Raw genomic sequence first — 17,749 nt, 5'->3', positions numbered from 1 at the left:
TCCCGGTGGCGCGGTTCCGGGACGCCCCCGTAGGTGCGGTGCCACGGACTCAGCCGTGCCCGCCGGCCCGTACCAGCCCCGTCTCGTACGCCAGGACCACCACCTGCACCCGGTCCCGCAGTCCCAGCTTGGTCAGGATGCGGCCGACGTGGGTCTTCACCGTCGCCTCGGACAGCACCAGCCGGGCCGCGATCTCGCCGTTCGACAGCCCCTGCGCCACCAGCACCATGACCTCACGCTCTCGGTCGGTGAGCCGCTCCAGCTCCTTGTGCTGGGGTTCACGGCCGGTGGCGGGCAGCATCGGCGCGAAGCGGTCGAGCAGGCGGCGGGTGGTGGAGGGGGCGACCACGGCGTCGCCGCTGTGCACGGCGCGGATCGCGGTCAGGAGTTCACCGGGCGGCACGTCCTTGAGCATGAAGCCGGAGGCGCCCGCCTTCAGCCCGGAGAAGGCGTACTCGTCGAGGTCGAAGGTGGTCAGGATCAGCACCTTCGGCGGGTCGGGCTCCGAGCAGACGCGGCGGGTGGTCTCCACGCCGTCCAGCTTCGGCATGCGGACGTCCATCAGCACCACGTCGACGGGGGTCGAGCGCAGCACCTGCAGGGCCTCGACGCCGTCGCCCGCCTCCGCGACGACCTCCATGTCCGGCTGGGCGGCGAGCACCATCCGGAAACCGGTGCGCAGCAGCACCTGGTCGTCGACGAGCATCACGCGGATCGTCATCGGGGCCTCTTCCGTTTCCGTCTTTCCGACTGCTTGCCGGTCTGTCTGTGGGTCTGGTCATGGGTCTGCTTGTGCGTCCGCGGGGGCGGGGGCGGGGCAGGTGTCGGCAGGGGGTGCGCCGCCGCGTCAGTGCGCCGGTTTGAGCGGGAGCAGGACGCTGATACGGAAGCCTCCCCCGGGACGCGGGCCCGCGTCGAGGGTGCCCCCCACCATCCCGACCCGCTCGCGCATGCCGATCAGGCCGTGGCCCTGGCCGTCGGCACCGCCCTCCTCGTACAGCTCGTGCGGAGCGCCCTTGCCGTCGTCCTCGACGAGCAGGCCAAGGCCGTCGTCGAAGTAGACCAGGCGCACACTGGCGCCCGCGTTCGGCCCGCCGTGCTTGCGGGTGTTGGTCAGCGCCTCCTGCACGATGCGGTACGCCGTGAGCTCGACGCCGCTGGGCAGCGGGCGCGGGGTGCCCTCGACCTTGAAGTCCACGGGCAGGCCGGAGCTGCGGCACTGCTCGACGAGGTCGTCGATCTGCTCGACATCGGGCTGCGGGACGTACTCGCCGACCTCCTGGTGCTCCCCGGTGCGCAGGACGCCCAGCAGGCGGCGCATCTCGGCGAGGGCCTGGCGGCCGGTGGAGGAGATCGTCTCCAGGGCCTTCTTCGCCTGGTCGGGCGCGGCGTCGAGGACGTAGGCGGCGCCGTCGGCCTGGACCACCATCACCGACACGTTGTGCGCGACCACGTCGTGCAGTTCGCGCGCGATCCGGGCGCGCTCGGCGGCGACCGCGACCTTGGACTGCGCCTCGCGCTCCTTCTCCAGCCGGGCGGCGCGCTCCTCCAGCTGTTCGAAGTAGGCGCGGCGGGTGCGCATCGAGTCGCCCAGCACCCAGGCGAGGGCGAACGGCACCGTCTGGAACACCGCTATCGCGACCTCGCCCGGGAGGCTCGCCTCCGCGGCGGGCCAGCGGATCTGTGCCAGGGTGGCCGCGCACAGGCTGATGGTCAGGGCGAAGCGGGAGGCCCAGCGCGCCCCGACGGTGGCGACCGTGTAAGTGATCACCAGCATGGCGAAGTCGGCGACGGTCGTCTCGATGTCCAGGACCAGCTGCGCCAGTCCGGTCGCGGCGGCCAGGAGCAGCATCGGCTCCGGGAAACGGCGGCGCAGCGCGACGACGACGCACAGCACGGCGGACACCGCGAGTGCCGCGGCTACCGATCCGTGGTGGTCCGGGGCCCCGTTGACGCTGGTCACGCTCACGCCGGAGATCCCGAAGAGGACGACGGCCCAGAAGGTGTCGACCCACGTCGGGTGCCTGCGGAGGAAGTCATAGAGGCGCTGCACGTAACCCAGAGTAGGGAAGCGAGATGCGTGCAGGGGTCAACCGGAGGATCGATCCGGGCCCGACGCGCATACTCCGCAAGGTGGAGGCAGTGATCATCTGTGCGCCTAGTCTGTTCCGGTGACGCGAGAAACGGCGGGCGAAACGGCAGGCGGGGCGGCAGGCGACTGGCGTGGCTGGCGGGCCGCGGCCGAAGCGGCGCTGTACGGGCCCGGCGGCTTCTACCGGCGCCCCGAAGGTCCGGCCGGGCACTTCCGCACGTCCGTGCACGCCTCGCCGCTGTTCGCCGAGGCCGTGGCGGGGCTGCTGTGCCGGGTCGACGAGGCGCTGGGGCGGCCCGGAACGCTGGACTTCGTCGACATGGGTGCCGGGCGGGGCGAGCTGGTCTCCGGCGTGCTCGCCGCGCTGCCCACCGACGTGGCCGCCCGCGCGCGCGGGTACGCCGTCGAGGTCGCCGACCGCCCCGAAGGCCTCGATGAGCGGATCGTCTGGCTGAGCGACCCCCCGGAGGGGATCACCGGGCTGCTCTTCGCCAACGAATGGCTGGACAACGTACCCGTCGAGGTCGCGGAGGTGGACTCCGCGGGCGTCCCGCGGCTGGTGCTCGTACGGGAGGACGGGGCCGAGCGGCTCGGGGAGCCCCTGGCGGGGGCGGAGGCGCGGTGGCTCGCGCGCTGGTGGCCGCTGCTTGCCGAGGCGGGGCTGCGCGCGGAGATCGGGCTGCCCCGGGACACCGCCTGGGCGTCGGCCGTCTCGCGCGTCGCGCGGGGGCTCGCGGTGGCGGTGGACTACGCGCACACGGCGGACGCACGCCCCCCGTTCGGGACGCTCACCGGCTTCCGGGAGGGCCGGGAGACGGCGCCCGTGCCGGACGGTTCGTGCGACATCACGGCGCACGTGGCGCTGGACGCCTGCGCGACGCTCGACACGGCGCGCACGCTGTCCGGCGCACGCCTGCTCACGCAACGCGAGGCATTGCGCGCCCTGGGCATCGAGGGCGCACGCCCTCCGCTCGCGCTCGCCTCCACCGATCCCGCGGCATACGTGCGCGCCCTCGCGAGCGCCGGTGAGGCCGCCGAGCTCACCGTGCCGGGCGGCCTCGGCGACTTCGGCTGGCTGCTCCAGCCGGTTGGAATTCCAAACGCACCCCTCTAGGGCGGCCTACTTGTCGATGTCCCCGACCACGAAGAACATCGACCCCAGGATCGCCACCATGTCGGCGACCAGCGTTCCCGGCAGCAGCTCGGTCAGAGCCTGGATGTTGTTGTATGAGGCCGAGCGCAGCTTCAGCCGGTACGGGGTCTTCTCACCCTTGCTGACGAGGTAGTAGCCGTTGATGCCGAGCGGATTCTCGGTCCAGGCGTAGGTGTGGCCCTCGGGGGCCTTCAGGACCTTCGGGAGCCGCTGGTTGATCGGGCCGGGCGGCAGGGCGGCGAGCCGGTCGAGGCAGGCGTCGGCCAGGTCCAGCGCGTTGTGGGTCTGCTCCAGGAGGCATTCGAAGCGGGCGAGGCAGTCACCCTCGCTCCGGGTCACCACCTTCAGGGTGTCCTGGAGTTCCCCGTACGCGAGGTACGGCTCGTCGCGCCGCAGGTCGAAGTCGACGCCCGAGGCGCGCGCGATGGGGCCGCTCACGCCGTACGCGTGCACGGCCTCCGACGTGAGCTCACCCACGCCGCGTGTACGCCCCCGGAAGATCTCGTTGCCGAGCACCAGGTCGTCGAAGACGTCCATGCGCGAGCGCACGGCGGCGACGGCCCCGCGCGCGCGTGAAGCCCATCCGGCCGGCAGGTCCTCCTTCAGCCCGCCGACGCGGTTGAACATGTAGTGCATGCGCCCGCCGGAGACCTCCTCCATGACGTTCTGGAGGACCTCGCGCTCCCGGAACGCGTAGAAGACCGGGGTGATGCCGCCCAGCTCCAGCGGATAGGACCCGAGGAACATCAGGTGGTTCAGCACCCGGTTCAGCTCGGCCAGCAGCGTGCGCGTCCACACCGCGCGCTCGGGCACCTCCATGCCGAGCATCCGCTCCACGGCGAGCACCACGCCCAGCTCGTTCGAGAACGCCGACAGCCAGTCGTGGCGGTTGGCGAGCATCACGATCTGCCGGTAGTCGCGGGCTTCGAAGAGCTTCTCCGCGCCCCGGTGCATATAGCCGATGACCGGCTCCGCGTGCACGATGCGCTCGCCGTCCAGCACGAGCCGCAGCCGCAGCACTCCGTGCGTGGAGGGGTGCTGCGGGCCGATGTTCAGCACCATGTCGGTGCTCTCCGCCGCGCCGCCGATCCCGACCGTGGTCTCCGTCGTAGGAGTCATGGACACAGTCTCCCCTACGTAGGCTTGCCGCATGGAGACGGGGAGCCCGGAAAATACCGACGCGACGGGGGCGGAGCCGGTCTGGACCGGGCTGCCGCCCGGCCTGCTGCGCATGCGGCGGCTGCTGCTGGCGGTGTGGCTGGGGACGACGGCCCTGGTTGTCGCGCTGCTGCTCGGCCTGCTCGCCGGGCCGGGGTGGGCCGCCTTCGCGCTGCTGCCGCTGGCCCTGCTGGCGTGGGGCTGGGTGCTCCTCGGCCGCAACTGGCGCTCGTGGCGGTACGCCGAGCGCGCGGACGACCTGCTGATCAGCCGCGGGGTGCTGTGGCGCGAGGAGACCGTCGTGCCGTACGGGCGGATGCAGCTCGTGGAGGTGAGCTCCGGTCCCGTCGAGCGGCACTTCAAGCTGGCCTCCGTGCAGCTGCGCACCGCGGCCGCGGCCACCGACGCGAGGATCCCCGGCCTCGACCCGGCCGAGGCGGAGCGGCTGCGCGACCGGCTCACCGAGCTGGGCGAGGCCCGATCGGCGGGCCTGTGACGACGCCGGGACCCGACGACGTACGACAGGGGCCGGCCGTGGCCGAGCGGCGGCTGCACCCCGTGACGCCGTTCCGGCGCGCGTGGGCGCCGGTCGCCGTGACAGCCGGGTGGGCGGTGCACGACCCGAACCAGGCCCAGGAGCAGCTGACGAGGCTGACCACGACCATGCTGCTGGCCGGGCTCGCCGTGCTGGTCCCGGTGGCCGCCCTGTACGGCTTCATGTCCTGGTGGTTCACCCACTTCTCGGTGACCGACAGCGAACTGCGCATCCGTACCGGCCTGTTGTTCCGCCGCACCGCGCACATCCGGCTGGAGCGGATCCAGGCCGTCGACGTGACACAGCCGCTCCTCGCGCGCGTGGCGGGTGTCGCGAAGCTCAGGATCGACGTCGTCGGGGCGGACAAGAAGGACGAACTGGCCTTTCTGGGCGAGGGCGAGGCCCGCGCACTGCGCGCGGAACTGCTCGCGCGCGCGGCCGGTTTCGCGCCGGAGACGGCGCACGAGGTCGGCGAGGCGCCGTCGCGCGAGCTGATGCGGCTGCCCGCGCGCGAGCTGGCGGTCTCGCTGGTGCTGACGGGCGCGACCTGGGGGTCCCTGGTGGCGGCGCTCGTCGTACCGCCGGTGCTGTGGCTGGCCACCCACAGTGTGGTGACGGTGCTCGCCACCGGCCTGCCGCTGCTCGGCGCGGCGGGCGCGAGCAGCGTGGGTCGGTTCGTCGCCGAGTACGACTGGACGGTGGGCGAGTCCCCGGACGGGCTGCGCATCGACCACGGGCTGCTCGACCGCACGCACGAGACGGTGCCGCCGGGGCGGGTGCAGACCGTACGGATCGTGGAGCCGCTGCTGTGGCGGCGGCGCGGCTGGGTGCGGGTGGAACTCGACGTGGCCGGGTCCTCGAACTCCGTCCTGGTGCCGGTCGCCCCGCGCGCGGTGGCCGAGTCGGTCGTCGCGCGCGTGCTGCCCGGAGTGACGGTGCCACCGCTCCGGTCTCTCGCCCGGCCGCCGCGAAGGGCCGGACGGTGTGTGCCGCTGTGGTGGCGGGGTTACGGCATCACGGTCACGGACACCGTCTTCGCCGCGCGGCACGGCCTGCTCCGTCGGCGCCTGTCCCTCGTTCCGCACGCCAAGGTCCAGAGCGTACGGCTCACCCAGGGCCCCTGGGAGCGCCTCTGGCGGCTTGCCGACGTCCACGTGGACACGGGAGCCGACAAGACGGTGACAGCCCGCCTGAGAGACACCCGGCAGGCCGCAGAACTGCTCCAGAACCAGGCTGAAAGATCCCGGACGGGCCGCAGGGACGCCCGCCCGGACAGATGGATGACCTGAGCCGACGGCCGACCGCCCCGGCGAATGACCCAACCCGACAGAGGCCCAAGCATCGAACCGGTCGCCCGACACCCCAACGCTCTGCCGATGTCGGCCGCCTCGCCCGTCTCAGCACTGCGAGCGACCCGAGCCCGCCCGAAGCCCGAGCCCGGCAAAGCCGACGGCCGACGCCGGTCCCCGGTGTCGGCCGTGTGCGGTTGGGTCAGGAAGCCGCGGTGCGCAGGTTCTGCATGTCGATCTGTTCCGTCTCGTCGTGGGCCGTCAGGTCGATGACCTGGCCGACGGCGCGCGACCCCTCGTCGGCCGGCTTGAACGCGGCCTCGGACTCGGCCTTGTGCAGGGCGAGCGCCTCCTGGCCCACCACGTCGGCGAGGTCCTCGTTCTGCACGGCGGCCAGCTCGGTGGACTCCTTCTGCGTGCCGAAGAAGTCGAACCCGCCCGTGACCAGCGGACGCGGCATGGGCGCGGCCGGCAGCACGGCCACCGCGGTCGGCACCGTGAAGTGCCCCGCGGGCTGCTGCACGTTCTTGCCGGTCTCGGCCGACAGCGTCGTGGTGGTGGCGGCCGCGTGCTCGTGCCCGTCGGCCGCCTCGGGCTGCCCCTGTGCCTCGTCCTCCTGGGCGGCCTCCCGGACGGACACGGATTCCGCCCCGGTGCCGTCGCCGGCCGACGCTTGCGCGGCGGGCTCCTTCACCTCGTCCGCGACGCCGTCCCCTTTGGCCGCGGATCCGGCCCCGGCCGCCTCCTCGCCCTCGTCGAACCGGGACAGCGCCGCCTGGGCCCGCAGGAACAGCCGGGAACCCTCGGGCGAGAACACCCCGGGAGCCGCCGGCTTCTCGTCCTCGGCCGTCCCGGCACCCTCGGCGGGCTCAGCGGCCTCCGTCTCCCGCTCGGCCTCCGGCGCCGGCGAAGGCGCGGGCAGCAGCGCGCGCGAGGGCGCGGCCGACTCGATCTCCAGCAGCCGGCGCCCCTCCAGGGCGCTGGCCCGCTCGGTCTCCGCCGTGGCGTACCGCCGCAGCAGCGCGGCATGCTCGTTGCGCAGCCCGGCCAGCTCGGTCCGCTTCGCGCGCAGCCGCTGCTCCAGCTTGGTGCGCAGCTCGCGCGACTCCTCCAGGTCGGTCTCCAGCTCGGCGACCCGTTCCTCGAAGCGCCACTCGTCGCTCGCCCGCGCGCGCGTGAGGTCGGCCACCTGCTTGCCCGCGAGGGCGTCCCAGCGGCGCATCACGGCCGCACCGACGACCGCCGTCGCCGCGGCGATGGCGGCGACGACGCGCAGCACGCCCGTATCGGAGAACAACCAGGGACCAAACGCGCAGACGAGAGAGACGCCTGCGATCGCCGACGGTGGCAACAGCCGGTGCAAAGGCGGGGAATGGCGGTGACGTCCACGTGGCATGGCCAGAAACTTACCGCGCGTAGGCGAATCATGGTGCCCCCGCCCGTAAAAACGCAGCCATAACGATGCCTTCACCCGGCATCAGGAACGACACGACTGATCATCGAGCCGCCGAATTCGGCAAGATCGCTTTCAGCGGTCGCTCAGCCGCCCGCTCAGCCACTGCAACGTCGCCGGAATCTCGCGCCGCCAGGTGTTGAAGTTGTGCCCGCCGCTCGGAAGGATGATCGACGAGATCCCGGTCAGATTCGTGGCCTTCACCTGGTCGATGAACCTGAGCGTGTCCTTGTAGTTGTGCTCACCGATCCTGCTGCTGGTGACCAGCAGCGAAGTGGCCGGGGCGGGCAGGTGCTTGAGGCACCACCACAGATCGGCACGATTGCGAAGATTCCGGTCACCGCGGAAGAGGTCGCCGGTCGTGGGGTCGATCGGCGCCTTGTAGTAGGGCGACAGACCCGCGGCCGCCGCGTACGACGCCGGGTGGTGCATGGCGAGCTTCAGCGCGCAGTAACCGCCGGTGGAGTCTCCGACGATTCCCCAGCTGCCCGGTTTTCTGCCCACCCTGTAGTGGTCCGTCACGGCCTCGGGCAGATCCTTGGCGAAGAACGTCTCCGTCTGCGGGCCGCCGGGAATGTCCACGCATTCCGTGTCCCGCGGCGGCGCCACCGTCGGCCGCAGCATCACCAGGATCATCGGCTGCATCCGCCCGTTCTTGGCCAGTTCCTGGGCCGTACGCGGGTAGTGCAGCTTGTCCACCAGCGCCTGGGCCGTACCGGGGTAGCCGGTGAGTATGACGGCGGCAGGGAACGTGCGCGTGCGGTACCGGGGCTGGAAGTACTCCGGCGGCAGATAGACGTACGCCGGTGTGGCGACATGGGTCGTACGACCCACTATGTCAACCTTCTGGATCTGCCCCGTCGACCGCGGCCCCGATCCGCTCACCCCCTGCAGCTGTTGCGTGCTCAGCACCTGGAGCGGGCCGCCGGGCGCGCCGTTGGCGGTGTGGTCGACCACGACGCCCTGGGCCGTCTCTTTACCGAACAGGTCCGCCCAGCTCGCGTAGAAGCCGAAGGCCTGGTTGGCGGCGACCCCCAGGGACGAGAAGAGCGCCAGCTGGACCGCCAGCAGCAGGCCGACCCGCCCGGTGACGGACCGCCAGTTCTGCCGTGCCAGCCGTGGCCACAGCCACACCGTGCCGATGAACAGAAGCACCGCGAGCACGACCGTCAGCAGCAGCACCTTGTTGCTCGTGAGACCCATGGGCTGAACCTGCCTGCGCTTTCCGCCGGCGGCTCACCCACTCGTTCGTAGCGAGGGCTTGCCCCGGGCTTTCCTTGGCCTTTTAACCGGCTTTCCGGTGGGGAGTGAACCTCTCTCCCCAAGACACCGTCCTAGAGGGCGCAATGTCGCCGGATGCCCCGATCGGCACCGGATTCAAGGTCTCTCGCAGAACTACGGGATGCGATGTCTGTCAGGATAGATGGGGAAATGTCGGGCGGGGTTCCGAGCCGATCAGGCGCGATGCGGCGCATAGTCCGCGGCCCGCGCCCCGAGGCCGTCCCCGCACTGGTCGGCAGGGCGTGCGCTCTGGTGGGCGTCCTGGACATTGCCGCGGGCGTGTTCCCGCGCTTCCGTCACAGCCGTATGCACGCCCTCGCCGAGGTACTGCCCGGCGCGCTCGGCCCGTTCGCCGCGGCGCTCTCGCTCAGCACCGGCGTGCTGTTGCTGCTGCTCGCGCACGGGCTCAAGCGGCGCAAACGCCGGGCGTGGCGGGCCGCGGTCGCGCTCCTGCCGGCCGGTGCGATGGCGCAGTTCGTGTACCGGCACTCCATCGTCGGGGCGCTGATCTCGGTGGCGCTGCTGGTGCCCCTCCTGCGCCACCGGGACGAGTTCGCGGCCCTGCCGGACCCGCGCAGCAGGTGGCGCGCGCTCGCCAACTTCGTGCTCATGGGCGCCGGTTCCCTCGCCCTCGGGCTGGTCATCGTCAGCGTCCACCCCGAACGCACCATCGGCGACCCCAGCGTGGCCGATCGCCTGACGCATGTCCTGTACGGCCTGTTCGGCTTCGAGGGACCGGTCGACTACCAGGGCAACACCTCCTGGACGGTGGCCTTCTCGCTGGGTGCTCTCGGCTGGATCACCGCGATCACCACCATCTACCTGGCCTTCCGGCCCGAACACCCGGCCGCTCAGCTGACCGAGGAGGACGAGTCGCAACTGCGCGCCCTGCTGGACCGGCACGGCGGCCGCGACTCCCTCGGCCACTTCGCCCTGCGCCGCGACAAGGCCGTCGTGTTCTCGCCCAGCGGCAAGGCGGCGGTGACGTACCGCGTCGTCTCCGGCGTGATGCTCGCCAGCGGTGACCCCATCGGCGACGTCGAGGCCTGGCCGGGCGCCATCGAGCGCTTCATGGACGAGGCGAAGGCCCACTCCTGGACGCCCGCCGTCATGGGCTGCTCCGAGACCGGCGGCGAGGTGTGGACCCGGGAGACCGGCCTGGACGCCCTGGAACTGGGCGACGAGGCGGTGGTGGACGTCGCGGATTTCTCACTCGCCGGACGCGCGATGCGCAACGTGCGACAGATGGTCAAGCGCATCGAGCGAGCCGGCTACGAAACCCGGGTACGGCGCATCCGTGACCTGGGCGAGGCCGAACTGGAGCGCATCCGGCGCGCCGCGGAGGACTGGCGCGGCACGGACACCGAGCGCGGCTTCTCCATGGCGCTCGGCCGGATAGGCGACGCGGCCGACGGGGACTGCCTGATCGCCACCGCCCACAAGGCGGACGACGAGCCCGGCGAGTACGGCGACCTGAAGGCGATCCTGCACTTCGTGCCCTGGGGCACCGACGGCGTCTCCCTGGACCTCATGCGCCGCGATCGCTCCGCCGACCCCGGCATGAACGAGCTGCTCATCGTGGCCGCGCTCCAGGCGGCCCCGAAGTTCGGCATCACCCGCGTCTCGCTGAACTTCGCGATGTTCCGCTCGGCGCTGGCACGCGGCGAGAAGATCGGTGCGGGTCCGGTGCTGCGCGCCTGGCGTGGGCTGCTGGTGTTCCTGTCCCGCTGGTTCCAGATCGAGTCGCTGTACAAGTTCAACGCCAAGTTCCAGCCGCGCTGGGAGCCGCGCTTCGTCGTCTACCGGGCCTCCGGCGACCTGCCCCGCATAGGCTTCGCGGCCATGCAGGCGGAGGGCTTCGTCGACCTCGCCCTGCCGCTGCCGCGCTTCCTGCGCCGCCGCACCCCCACCCGGCGCCCGTGCTCGCACGGACTGGCGGAGCGGGACGTCAAGGCGGCCTGACCCGGACTGGTCCGAGCGGGACCCCCGGCCCTCCAGCCCCGGGGGTTCCGCTCGGGCCGCGGGACCTGCGGCCCCGGCCCGGGGCCTACGCTGAACATATGAGCAACCAGAGCGGGCGCGGCCGAGTGACGGGCCTTCCGGCATGGGACCGCTGCGCGGTCATGGGGGTCGTGAACGTCACCCCCGACTCCTTCTCCGACGGCGGCCGCTTCTTCGACACGACCGCCGCCGTCAAACACGGGCTCGAACTGGTCGCCGAGGGTGCGGACCTGGTCGATGTCGGCGGCGAGTCCACCCGCCCCGGCGCCACCCGCGTCGACGAGGCCGAGGAGCTCCGGCGGGTCATCCCCGTCGTCCGCGGTCTCGCCTCCGAGGGTGCCGTCGTCTCCGTCGACACCATGCGCGCCTCGGTCGCCGAGCAGGCCCTCGCGGCCGGTGCCGCCCTGGTCAACGACGTCAGCGGCGGTCTCGCCGACCCCGCGATGATCCCGGTCGTCGCGGCCTGTGGCGCCCCCTTCGTGGTCATGCACTGGCGCGGCTTCCTGGCGGGCGGCAACGTCCAGGGCGTGTACGACGACGTCGTCACCGAGGTCGTCGACGAACTCCACGCGCGCGTGGAGGCCGTCCTGGCGGGCGGCATCGCCCCCGACCGCATCGTCGTCGACCCCGGCCTCGGCTTCTCCAAGGAGGCCGGGCACGACCTCGCCCTGCTCGCCCACCTCGACCGCCTGGGCGCTCTGGGACATCCCGTCCTGGTCGCCGCCTCCCGCAAGCGGTTCCTCGGCCGCGTCCTGGCCGGGCCCGAGGGTGCACCCCCGCCGGCCCGGGAGCGGGACGCCGCGACGGCCGCCGTCTCCGCGCTCGCGGCACAGGCCGGTGCTTGGGCGGTGCGTGTCCACGAGGTGCGCGCCACGGCGGACGCGGTACGGGTCGCACGGGCCGTGGAAGGCGCGCGCGCAGCGGGCACGCGCGCGGTGGGCGCTGCACAGGGCGCGGAAGGAGCCCGGTGAGCGCCCCCCTTACCGACGTCGAACAGGTCGAGCTCGCCAACACCGCCTTCTACGAGGCCATGGAGCAGGGCGACTTCGAAGAGCTGTCCTCGCTCTGGCTCACCCCGTCCGACCTCGGCGTCGACGAGGAGTACCACGACCCGGCGGACGCGGGCGTGATCTCCTGCGTGCACCCGGGCTGGCCCGTGCTCACGGGCCGCGGCGAGGTCCTCAGGTCGTACGCGCTGATCATGGCGAACACCGACTACATCCAGTTCTTCCTCACCGACGTCCATGTCTCCGTAACCGGCGACACCGCGCTGGTGACGTGCACCGAGAACATCCTCAGCGGCGGCCCCGCCCCCGAGCCCGGCGCGGAGCTCGGCCCGCTCGTGGGCCAGCTGGTCGTCGCCACGAACGTGTTCCGCCGCACACCCCTCGGCTGGAAGCTCTGGTCCCACCACGCCTCTCCGGTACTGGCCGAGAACGACGAGGAAGAGGACGACGACACGCCTGCCTGAGTGGGCGGGTGGCCCGCAGGGACCAAGAAGTGGTTGGAATCACGAACTCGCGGGTAAGTGGGGCTACCAACCCATGAGGTACCGGGTTCCCCAGGGGAAACGCGCGATGAACCCTCTCGGCCCCGGCCGGGGCCCACCCCCCTGAGATCCGGTTCTGTCAGTGTCCGCAGGTAGATTCGTCTGAGGCCGGTGTGCCGTTCGCACACGGCACGGACCGGCCGTTACCAACGATTGCAGGAGTGATTCGCGTGGATCGTGTCGCGCTGCGCGGCCTGAAGGCCCGCGGGCACCACGGTGTGTTCCCCAAGGAGCGCGAGGAGGGCCAGCCCTTCATCGTGGACGTCGTCCTTGGTCTGGACACCCGGCCGGCAGCGGCCGGCGACGACCTCGCGAGGACCGTGCACTACGGCATCGTGGCCGAAGAGGTCGTGGCCGTGGTCGAGGGCGAGCCGGTGAACCTCATCGAGACGCTCGCCGAGCGCATCGCCCAGGCCTGCCTGAAGCACGAAGGAGTCATGGAGGTCGAGGTCTGCGTCCACAAGCCGGACGCCCCGATCACGGTCCCCTTCGACGACGTGACCGTCACCATCACCCGGAGCCGAGTATGACCGCATCCTTCACGCAGGGTCCCAGCGACCCGACCGTACAGCCGGTACCCGCCTCCGTCGTCGAACAGGTCGACGCCGCCGACACCACGTTGAGCAACCCGAAACGGGCCGTGATCTCCCTCGGCTCCAACCTGGGCAACCGCCTGGAGACCCTCCAGGGCGCCATCGACGCCCTGGAAGACACCCCGGGCGTCCGGATCAAGGCCGTCTCCCCGGTGTACGAGACGGAGCCGTGGGGTGTGGAGCCCGGCAGCCAGCCCTCGTACTACAACGCGGTCGTGGTCCTGAAGACCACGCTCCCCCCGTCCTCCCTCCTGGAGCGGGCACACGCCGTCGAGGAGGCCTTCAACCGCGTACGGGACCAGCGCTGGGGCCCGCGCACCCTCGACGTCGACATCGTCGCGTACGCCGAAGTCGTCTCCGCCGACCCGCACCTGACCCTTCCGCACCCGCGCGCGCATGAGCGCGCCTTCGTGCTGGCCCCCTGGTACGACGTGGACCCCGACGCCCTGCTGCCCGGCCGCGGCCCGGTCGCCGACCTCCTCGGCACCGTCACCCGCGCCGGTGTCCAGGCCCGCACGGACCTGGAACTCCACCTGCCCGAGTAGTCGTTAAGGTCAAGGGCCGAGACGACCACACGGTCCGGCCACACCTACTCCGGGGGAGCTGAAGGAACACCGTGAGAGAGCTGCGCATCAGGGTGCTGGTCGGCGTGTTCGTCGTTGCCGGAGTGCTGTCCTGGGCGGGCGCCCGCCTGTGGAACTCGGTGGGGACGCTCCCCAGCGTCCCGCTGGCCGCCCCCATCGTCCTGGCCCTGATCGCCGCGGTTCTGCTCGCCACGGCGCTCTCCCTGCGGGCCCGCTTCAAGGCCCAGCGCGAGCGCCGCCCCGGCGCCAAGGGAGTCGACCCCCTGATGGCCGCCCGCGCGGTCGTCTTCGGCCAGGCCAGCGCCCTGGTCGCCGCTCTCGTCGCCGGGATGTACGGCGGTACGGGCGTCTTTCTCCTGGAGCTCCTCGACATGCCCGCCCGCCGCGACCAGGCCATCTACGCCGGTCTCGCGGTGCTGGCCGGCATCGCCGTCATAGCGGCGGCCCTCTTCCTGGAACGCGTCTGCAAGCTCCCGGAGGACGAGGACCACAACCACACCGGGGCCGAACCGGCGGCCTGACCGCCGACGCCGTCAGCGCGCCAGTATCAGGCTCATCGCCTCGGCGCGGGTCGTGGCGTCCCGAAGCTGGCCGCGCACCGCCGACGTCGTGGTCTTGGCACCGGGCTTGCGGATGCCACGCACCGACATGCACATGTGCTCGGCCTCGATGACGACGATCACGCCTCGTGCCTCGAGGATCCTCATGAGGGAGTCGGCGATCTGCGTGGTGAGTCGTTCCTGCACCTGCAGACGGCGGGCGAACACCTCGACCAGCCGCGCGAGCTTCGACAGGCCCGTGATCTTGCCCGTCTCCGCCGGGATGTACCCGACATGGGCCACACCGTGGAACGGCAGCATGTGATGCTCGCACAAAGATACGATTTCGATGTCCTTGACCAGGACCATCTCGTCATGACCGAGATCGAACGTGGTCGTCAGGACGTCCTCGGGCTCCTGCGTGTGTCCCGCCAGGAGCTCCCGATAGGCCCGCGCCACCCGTGCCGGTGTCTCCCTCAGGCCCTCGCGGTCCGGGTCCTCGCCGACCGCGATCAGCAGTTCGCGTACGGCGTTCTCGGCGCGCTTCTCGTCGAACTCGCCGATGGTGCCTTCGCCGTCCAGCGTCACGGGGTCGGTCATCTGGTGCCTCGTTCCTGTTTCTCCTACGCACGGGCATGCAGAAATGCCGCGCCCCCCAAGGCTAGAACCTTGCGGGGCGCGGCATCCATTCCGGGCCTGGCACGGCGGCCGGGGCCGCACCAGGGGGCGGTCAGCTCTCCGTGCGGTCCTCCGGGGCCTGCTCCGTCACCGGGGCGGACTCCGACGCCGTGGACTTGACGGTGCTGATCGCCGGCGTCGAGCCGTTCGCGCCGTTGGTCAGTGCCAGCTCCTTCGGGGAGAGCACCGGCGGGCGGGTGGACGGCGTACGGCGGGAGGAGCCGGTCCACGCGGGCCGCGGCGGGCGCTTGTGGATCGGGGCGAAGATCTCGGCGATCTCCTCCTTGCCGAGCGTCTCCTTCTCCAGGAGGGCCAGGACGAGGTTGTCGAGGATGTCACGGTTCTCGACCAGGATCTCCCAGGCCTCGTTGTGAGCGTTCTCGATGAGCTTCTTGACTTCCTCGTCCACCAGCGCGGCGACCTCTTCCGAGTAGTCGCGCTGGTGAGCCATCTCACGTCCGAGGAACGGCTCGGTGTTGTCGCCGCCGAACTTGATCGCACCCAGGCGCTCGGTCATGCCGTACTGGGTGACCATCGCGCGGGCGGTGGTGGTGGCCTTCTCGATGTCGTTCGCGGCACCCGTGGTCGGGTCGTGGAAGACGAGCTCCTCGGCCGCGCGGCCGCCCAGCATGTACGCCAGCTGGTCCAGCATCTCGTTGCGCGTCGTGGAGTACTTGTCCTCGTCCGGGAGCACCATCGTGTAGCCGAGGGCACGGCCGCGGGACAGGATCGTGATCTTGTGGACCGGGTCGGAGTTCGGGGAGGCCGCCGCGACCAGGGCGTGTCCGCCCTCGTGGTACGCGGTGATCTTCTTCTCCTTGTCCGACATGATCCGGGTCCGCTTCTGCGGGCCCGCCACCACGCGGTCGATCGCCTCGTCCAGCATGGAGTTGTCGATCAGCTTCCTGTCGCTGCGGGCGGTGAGCAGCGCGGCCTCGTTGAGGACATTGCTCAGGTCCGCACCGGTGAAGCCCGGGGTGCGACGGGCGACCGCCGACAGGTCGACGTCGGGCGCGACCGGCTTGCCCTTCTGGTGAACCTTGAGGATCTCCAGACGGCCCTGCAGGTCCGGCGGGTCGACAGCGATCTGGCGGTCGAAGCGGCCGGGGCGCAGAAGGGCCGGGTCGAGGATGTCGGGGCGGTTCGTCGCGGCGATGAGGATCACACCGCCCTTGACGTCGAAGCCGTCCATCTCGACGAGCAGCTGGTTCAGGGTCTGCTCGCGCTCGTCGTGACCACCGCCGAGGCCGGCGCCGCGGTGGCGGCCGACCGCGTCGATCTCGTCGACGAAGACGATCGCCGGGGCGTTCGCCTTGGCCTGCTCGAACAGGTCACGGACCCGGGAGGCACCGACACCGACGAACATCTCGACGAAGTCGGAACCGGAGATCGAGTAGAAGGGGACCCCTGCCTCGCCGGCGACGGCACGCGCGAGCAGCGTCTTGCCGGTGCCGGGACGGCCGTAGAGAAGCACGCCCTTGGGGATCTTGGCGCCGACGGCCTGGAACTTCGCCGGCTCCTGCAGGAACTCCTTGATCTCCTGGAGCTCCTCGACGGCCTCGTCACAGCCCGCGACGTCCGAGAAGGTCGTCTTCGGGGTGTCCTTGGTGATGAGCTTGGCCTTGGACTTGCCGAAGTTCATGACCCGGGAGCCGCCGCCCTGCATCTGATTCATCAGGAACAGGAAGACGACCACGATCAGGACGAAGGGGAGCAGGGAGAGCAGCACGCCGACGAAGGCGTTCTGCTTCGTCGGGGAGACGGTGTACCCGTCGGGGATCTGCTTGTCCTGGAACTTGGTCTGCAGCGTGCCGGCAAGGGCCACGCCCTGGTCGCCGATGTAGCTCGCCTGGATCTTCGAGCTGCCGTCGACCTTCACGCCGTCCTTCAGCGTGACCTTGACGGTCTGCTCGTCACCGGTGGTGAGCTTGGCCGACTGGACCTTGTTGTCGTTGATCGCTGCTACGACTTGGCCGGTGTCCACCGTCTTGTAGCCGCCGGACGAGCCGACGACCTGCATCAACACGACCACGGCAAGGACGGCCAGCACGATCCACATGACCGGCCCACGGAAGTATCGCTTCACGTCCATCCATACGGAGCGGTGTCGCCCCGTCCCTCCTGCCATAGTGAGTTTGATAAGACAGTTCTTCTGACGGTACCCCAGCATTGTTGCGCGAAGCCGCACAGGACTGCTGTCAATCCCGTCTCTGCATGCTCCAACGGCGCGAAACCCGCTGGGGTTCCCGATCGTCTTACGAGACTGGGCCGTGCGAGGCTCAGCCGCCGTAGACGTGAGGCGCGAGCGTACCGACGAACGGGAGGTTGCGGTACTTCTCGGCGTAGTCGAGGCCGTAGCCCACGACGAACTCGTTGGGGATGTCGAAGCCGACCCACTCGACGTCGATGGCCACCTTGGCGGCGTCCGGCTTGCGCAGCAGGGTGCACACCTTGAGCGACTCCGGCTCGCGCGAGCCGAGGTTGGACAGCAGCCAGGACAGGGTCAGGCCGGAGTCGATGATGTCCTCGACGATCAGGACGTGCTTGCCCTTGATGTCGGTGTCGAGGTCCTTGAGGATCCTGACGACACCGGAGGACTGGGTGCCCGCGCCGTACGAGGACACGGCCATCCAGTCCATGGTGACGGGGGTGGACAGCGCCCGGGCGAGGTCCGCCATGACCATCACCGCGCCCTTGAGCACGCCGACGATCAACAGGTCCCTGCCCGCGTACTCCGCGTCGATCTTCGCGGCCAGCTCGGCCAGCTTCGCGTCGATCTCTTCCTTGGTGATGAGCACCTGCTGAAGGTCGGCACCCATGTCTTTCGCGTCCACCCGCATCACT

Annotated in this window: 17 protein-coding genes; 9 read left to right on the top strand and 8 right to left on the bottom strand. The window is 70.9% G+C overall.

Translation table 11 applies throughout. The annotated features are described in order from the left end of the window. Positions 1-49: 49 nt before the first annotated feature. Positions 50-721, bottom strand: a complete 672-nt coding sequence (locus tag N8I87_RS22365) for a response regulator transcription factor (RefSeq protein ID WP_263211090.1) — start codon at positions 719-721, stop codon at positions 50-52. Positions 722-847: 126 nt separating this feature from the next. Beyond that, positions 848-2,053 carry a sensor histidine kinase gene (locus N8I87_RS22360; RefSeq protein WP_263211088.1) on the bottom strand — a complete coding sequence of 402 codons (1,206 nt, stop codon included), beginning with the start codon at positions 2,051-2,053 and terminating at the stop codon, positions 848-850. A 118-nt stretch (positions 2,054-2,171) separates the two neighbouring features. On the opposite strand from N8I87_RS22360, the gene N8I87_RS22355 reads away from it, so the two are divergent. Next, positions 2,172-3,206 (top strand): SAM-dependent methyltransferase, encoded by a 1,035-nt coding sequence (locus tag N8I87_RS22355; RefSeq protein ID WP_263211086.1) that lies wholly within the window; start codon positions 2,172-2,174, stop codon positions 3,204-3,206. Between the two features lie 6 nt (positions 3,207-3,212). On the opposite strand, the gene N8I87_RS22350 is transcribed toward N8I87_RS22355, so the two are convergent. Further along, on the bottom strand, positions 3,213-4,364 hold the full coding sequence (locus tag N8I87_RS22350) for an NADH-quinone oxidoreductase subunit D (RefSeq protein WP_263211085.1): 1,152 nt from the start codon (positions 4,362-4,364) through the stop codon (positions 3,213-3,215). Between the two features lie 31 nt (positions 4,365-4,395). On the opposite strand from N8I87_RS22350, the gene N8I87_RS22345 reads away from it, so the two are divergent. Together N8I87_RS22345 and N8I87_RS22340 are read left to right on the top strand one after the other, a co-directional pair. Further along, positions 4,396-4,899: a PH domain-containing protein gene (locus N8I87_RS22345; protein WP_263211083.1), complete on the top strand. Its 504-nt coding sequence runs from the start codon at positions 4,396-4,398 to the stop codon at positions 4,897-4,899. Next, positions 4,896-6,227 (top strand): PH domain-containing protein, encoded by a 1,332-nt coding sequence (locus N8I87_RS22340; protein ID WP_263211081.1) that lies wholly within the window; start codon positions 4,896-4,898, stop codon positions 6,225-6,227. Before N8I87_RS22345 ends, N8I87_RS22340 begins: the two co-directional genes overlap by 4 nt. Before the next feature lie 202 nt (positions 6,228-6,429). On the opposite strand, the gene N8I87_RS22335 is transcribed toward N8I87_RS22340, so the two are convergent. Together N8I87_RS22335 and N8I87_RS22330 are read right to left on the bottom strand one after the other, a co-directional pair. After that, positions 6,430-7,623, bottom strand: a complete 1,194-nt coding sequence (locus N8I87_RS22335; protein ID WP_263211080.1) for a hypothetical protein — start codon at positions 7,621-7,623, stop codon at positions 6,430-6,432. A gap of 132 nt (positions 7,624-7,755) precedes the next feature. Continuing rightward, positions 7,756-8,883 carry an alpha/beta hydrolase gene (locus N8I87_RS22330; RefSeq protein WP_263211078.1) on the bottom strand — a complete coding sequence of 376 codons (1,128 nt, stop codon included), beginning with the start codon at positions 8,881-8,883 and terminating at the stop codon, positions 7,756-7,758. A 228-nt stretch (positions 8,884-9,111) separates the two neighbouring features. On the opposite strand from N8I87_RS22330, the gene N8I87_RS22325 reads away from it, so the two are divergent. The 6 genes from N8I87_RS22325 to N8I87_RS22300 all read left to right on the top strand — a co-directional run bounded on the left by N8I87_RS22325 (position 9,112) and on the right by N8I87_RS22300 (position 14,209). Next, a complete protein-coding gene (locus N8I87_RS22325; protein WP_263211077.1) occupies positions 9,112-10,923 on the top strand; it encodes a phosphatidylglycerol lysyltransferase domain-containing protein in 1,812 nt (603 codons plus the stop codon). A gap of 98 nt (positions 10,924-11,021) precedes the next feature. Further along, positions 11,022-11,933 (top strand): dihydropteroate synthase, encoded by a 912-nt coding sequence (folP, locus tag N8I87_RS22320; RefSeq protein WP_263211075.1) that lies wholly within the window; start codon positions 11,022-11,024, stop codon positions 11,931-11,933. Then, on the top strand, positions 11,930-12,433 hold the full coding sequence (locus N8I87_RS22315; protein WP_263211074.1) for a nuclear transport factor 2 family protein: 504 nt from the start codon (positions 11,930-11,932) through the stop codon (positions 12,431-12,433). The genes folP and N8I87_RS22315 overlap by 4 nt, the downstream gene beginning before the upstream one ends. Before the next feature lie 248 nt (positions 12,434-12,681). Then, a complete protein-coding gene (gene folB, locus N8I87_RS22310) occupies positions 12,682-13,041 on the top strand; it encodes a dihydroneopterin aldolase (RefSeq protein ID WP_263211073.1) in 360 nt (119 codons plus the stop codon). Beyond that, positions 13,038-13,649, top strand: a complete 612-nt coding sequence (folK, locus tag N8I87_RS22305) for a 2-amino-4-hydroxy-6-hydroxymethyldihydropteridine diphosphokinase (RefSeq protein ID WP_263211072.1) — start codon at positions 13,038-13,040, stop codon at positions 13,647-13,649. Before folB ends, folK begins: the two co-directional genes overlap by 4 nt. Positions 13,650-13,720: 71 nt before the next feature. After that, positions 13,721-14,209, top strand: coding sequence for a DUF3180 domain-containing protein (locus tag N8I87_RS22300; RefSeq protein ID WP_263211070.1), 489 nt, complete (start codon positions 13,721-13,723; stop codon positions 14,207-14,209). Positions 14,210-14,221: 12 nt separating this feature from the next. Here the strand turns inward: N8I87_RS22300 and folE are convergent, their stop codons facing one another. From folE to hpt, 3 genes are all read right to left on the bottom strand, one after another. Beyond that, positions 14,222-14,827 carry a GTP cyclohydrolase I FolE gene (folE, locus tag N8I87_RS22295; RefSeq protein WP_263211068.1) on the bottom strand — a complete coding sequence of 202 codons (606 nt, stop codon included), beginning with the start codon at positions 14,825-14,827 and terminating at the stop codon, positions 14,222-14,224. A gap of 130 nt (positions 14,828-14,957) precedes the next feature. Continuing rightward, positions 14,958-16,997: an ATP-dependent zinc metalloprotease FtsH gene (ftsH, locus tag N8I87_RS22290; protein WP_263211067.1), complete on the bottom strand. Its 2,040-nt coding sequence runs from the start codon at positions 16,995-16,997 to the stop codon at positions 14,958-14,960. A 187-nt stretch (positions 16,998-17,184) separates the two neighbouring features. Beyond that, positions 17,185-17,745 carry a hypoxanthine phosphoribosyltransferase gene (hpt, locus tag N8I87_RS22285; RefSeq protein ID WP_263211065.1) on the bottom strand — a complete coding sequence of 187 codons (561 nt, stop codon included), beginning with the start codon at positions 17,743-17,745 and terminating at the stop codon, positions 17,185-17,187. Between the last annotated feature and the right edge of the window lie 4 nt (positions 17,746-17,749).

Origin of the sequence: Streptomyces sp. HUAS 15-9, assembly GCF_025642155.1 — a bacterium.
GTDB lineage: Bacteria > Actinomycetota > Actinomycetes > Streptomycetales > Streptomycetaceae > Streptomyces.
Note: the sequence above shows the minus strand (reverse complement) of the source record. Positions and strands in the feature narration are given on the sequence as shown.

What these genes read in the sequence shown, in the direction of transcription:
- hpt (WP_263211065.1), bottom strand. Translation starts at nt 17,745, where the DNA reads ATGCGGGTGGACGCGAAAGACATGGGTGCCGACCTTCAGCAGGTGCTC.
- N8I87_RS22350 (WP_263211085.1), bottom strand. Translation starts at nt 4,364, where the DNA reads ATGACTCCTACGACGGAGACCACGGTCGGGATCGGCGGCGCGGCGGAG.
- folP (WP_263211075.1), top strand. Translation starts at nt 11,022, where the DNA reads ATGAGCAACCAGAGCGGGCGCGGCCGAGTGACGGGCCTTCCGGCATGG.
- folE (WP_263211068.1), bottom strand. Translation starts at nt 14,827, where the DNA reads ATGACCGACCCCGTGACGCTGGACGGCGAAGGCACCATCGGCGAGTTC.
- N8I87_RS22345 (WP_263211083.1), top strand. Translation starts at nt 4,396, where the DNA reads ATGGAGACGGGGAGCCCGGAAAATACCGACGCGACGGGGGCGGAGCCG.
- N8I87_RS22335 (WP_263211080.1), bottom strand. Translation starts at nt 7,623, where the DNA reads ATGCCACGTGGACGTCACCGCCATTCCCCGCCTTTGCACCGGCTGTTG.
- folK (WP_263211072.1), top strand. Translation starts at nt 13,038, where the DNA reads ATGACCGCATCCTTCACGCAGGGTCCCAGCGACCCGACCGTACAGCCG.
- N8I87_RS22365 (WP_263211090.1), bottom strand. Translation starts at nt 721, where the DNA reads ATGACGATCCGCGTGATGCTCGTCGACGACCAGGTGCTGCTGCGCACC.
- ftsH (WP_263211067.1), bottom strand. Translation starts at nt 16,997, where the DNA reads ATGGACGTGAAGCGATACTTCCGTGGGCCGGTCATGTGGATCGTGCTG.
- N8I87_RS22325 (WP_263211077.1), top strand. Translation starts at nt 9,112, where the DNA reads ATGTCGGGCGGGGTTCCGAGCCGATCAGGCGCGATGCGGCGCATAGTC.
- N8I87_RS22330 (WP_263211078.1), bottom strand. Translation starts at nt 8,883, where the DNA reads ATGGGTCTCACGAGCAACAAGGTGCTGCTGCTGACGGTCGTGCTCGCG.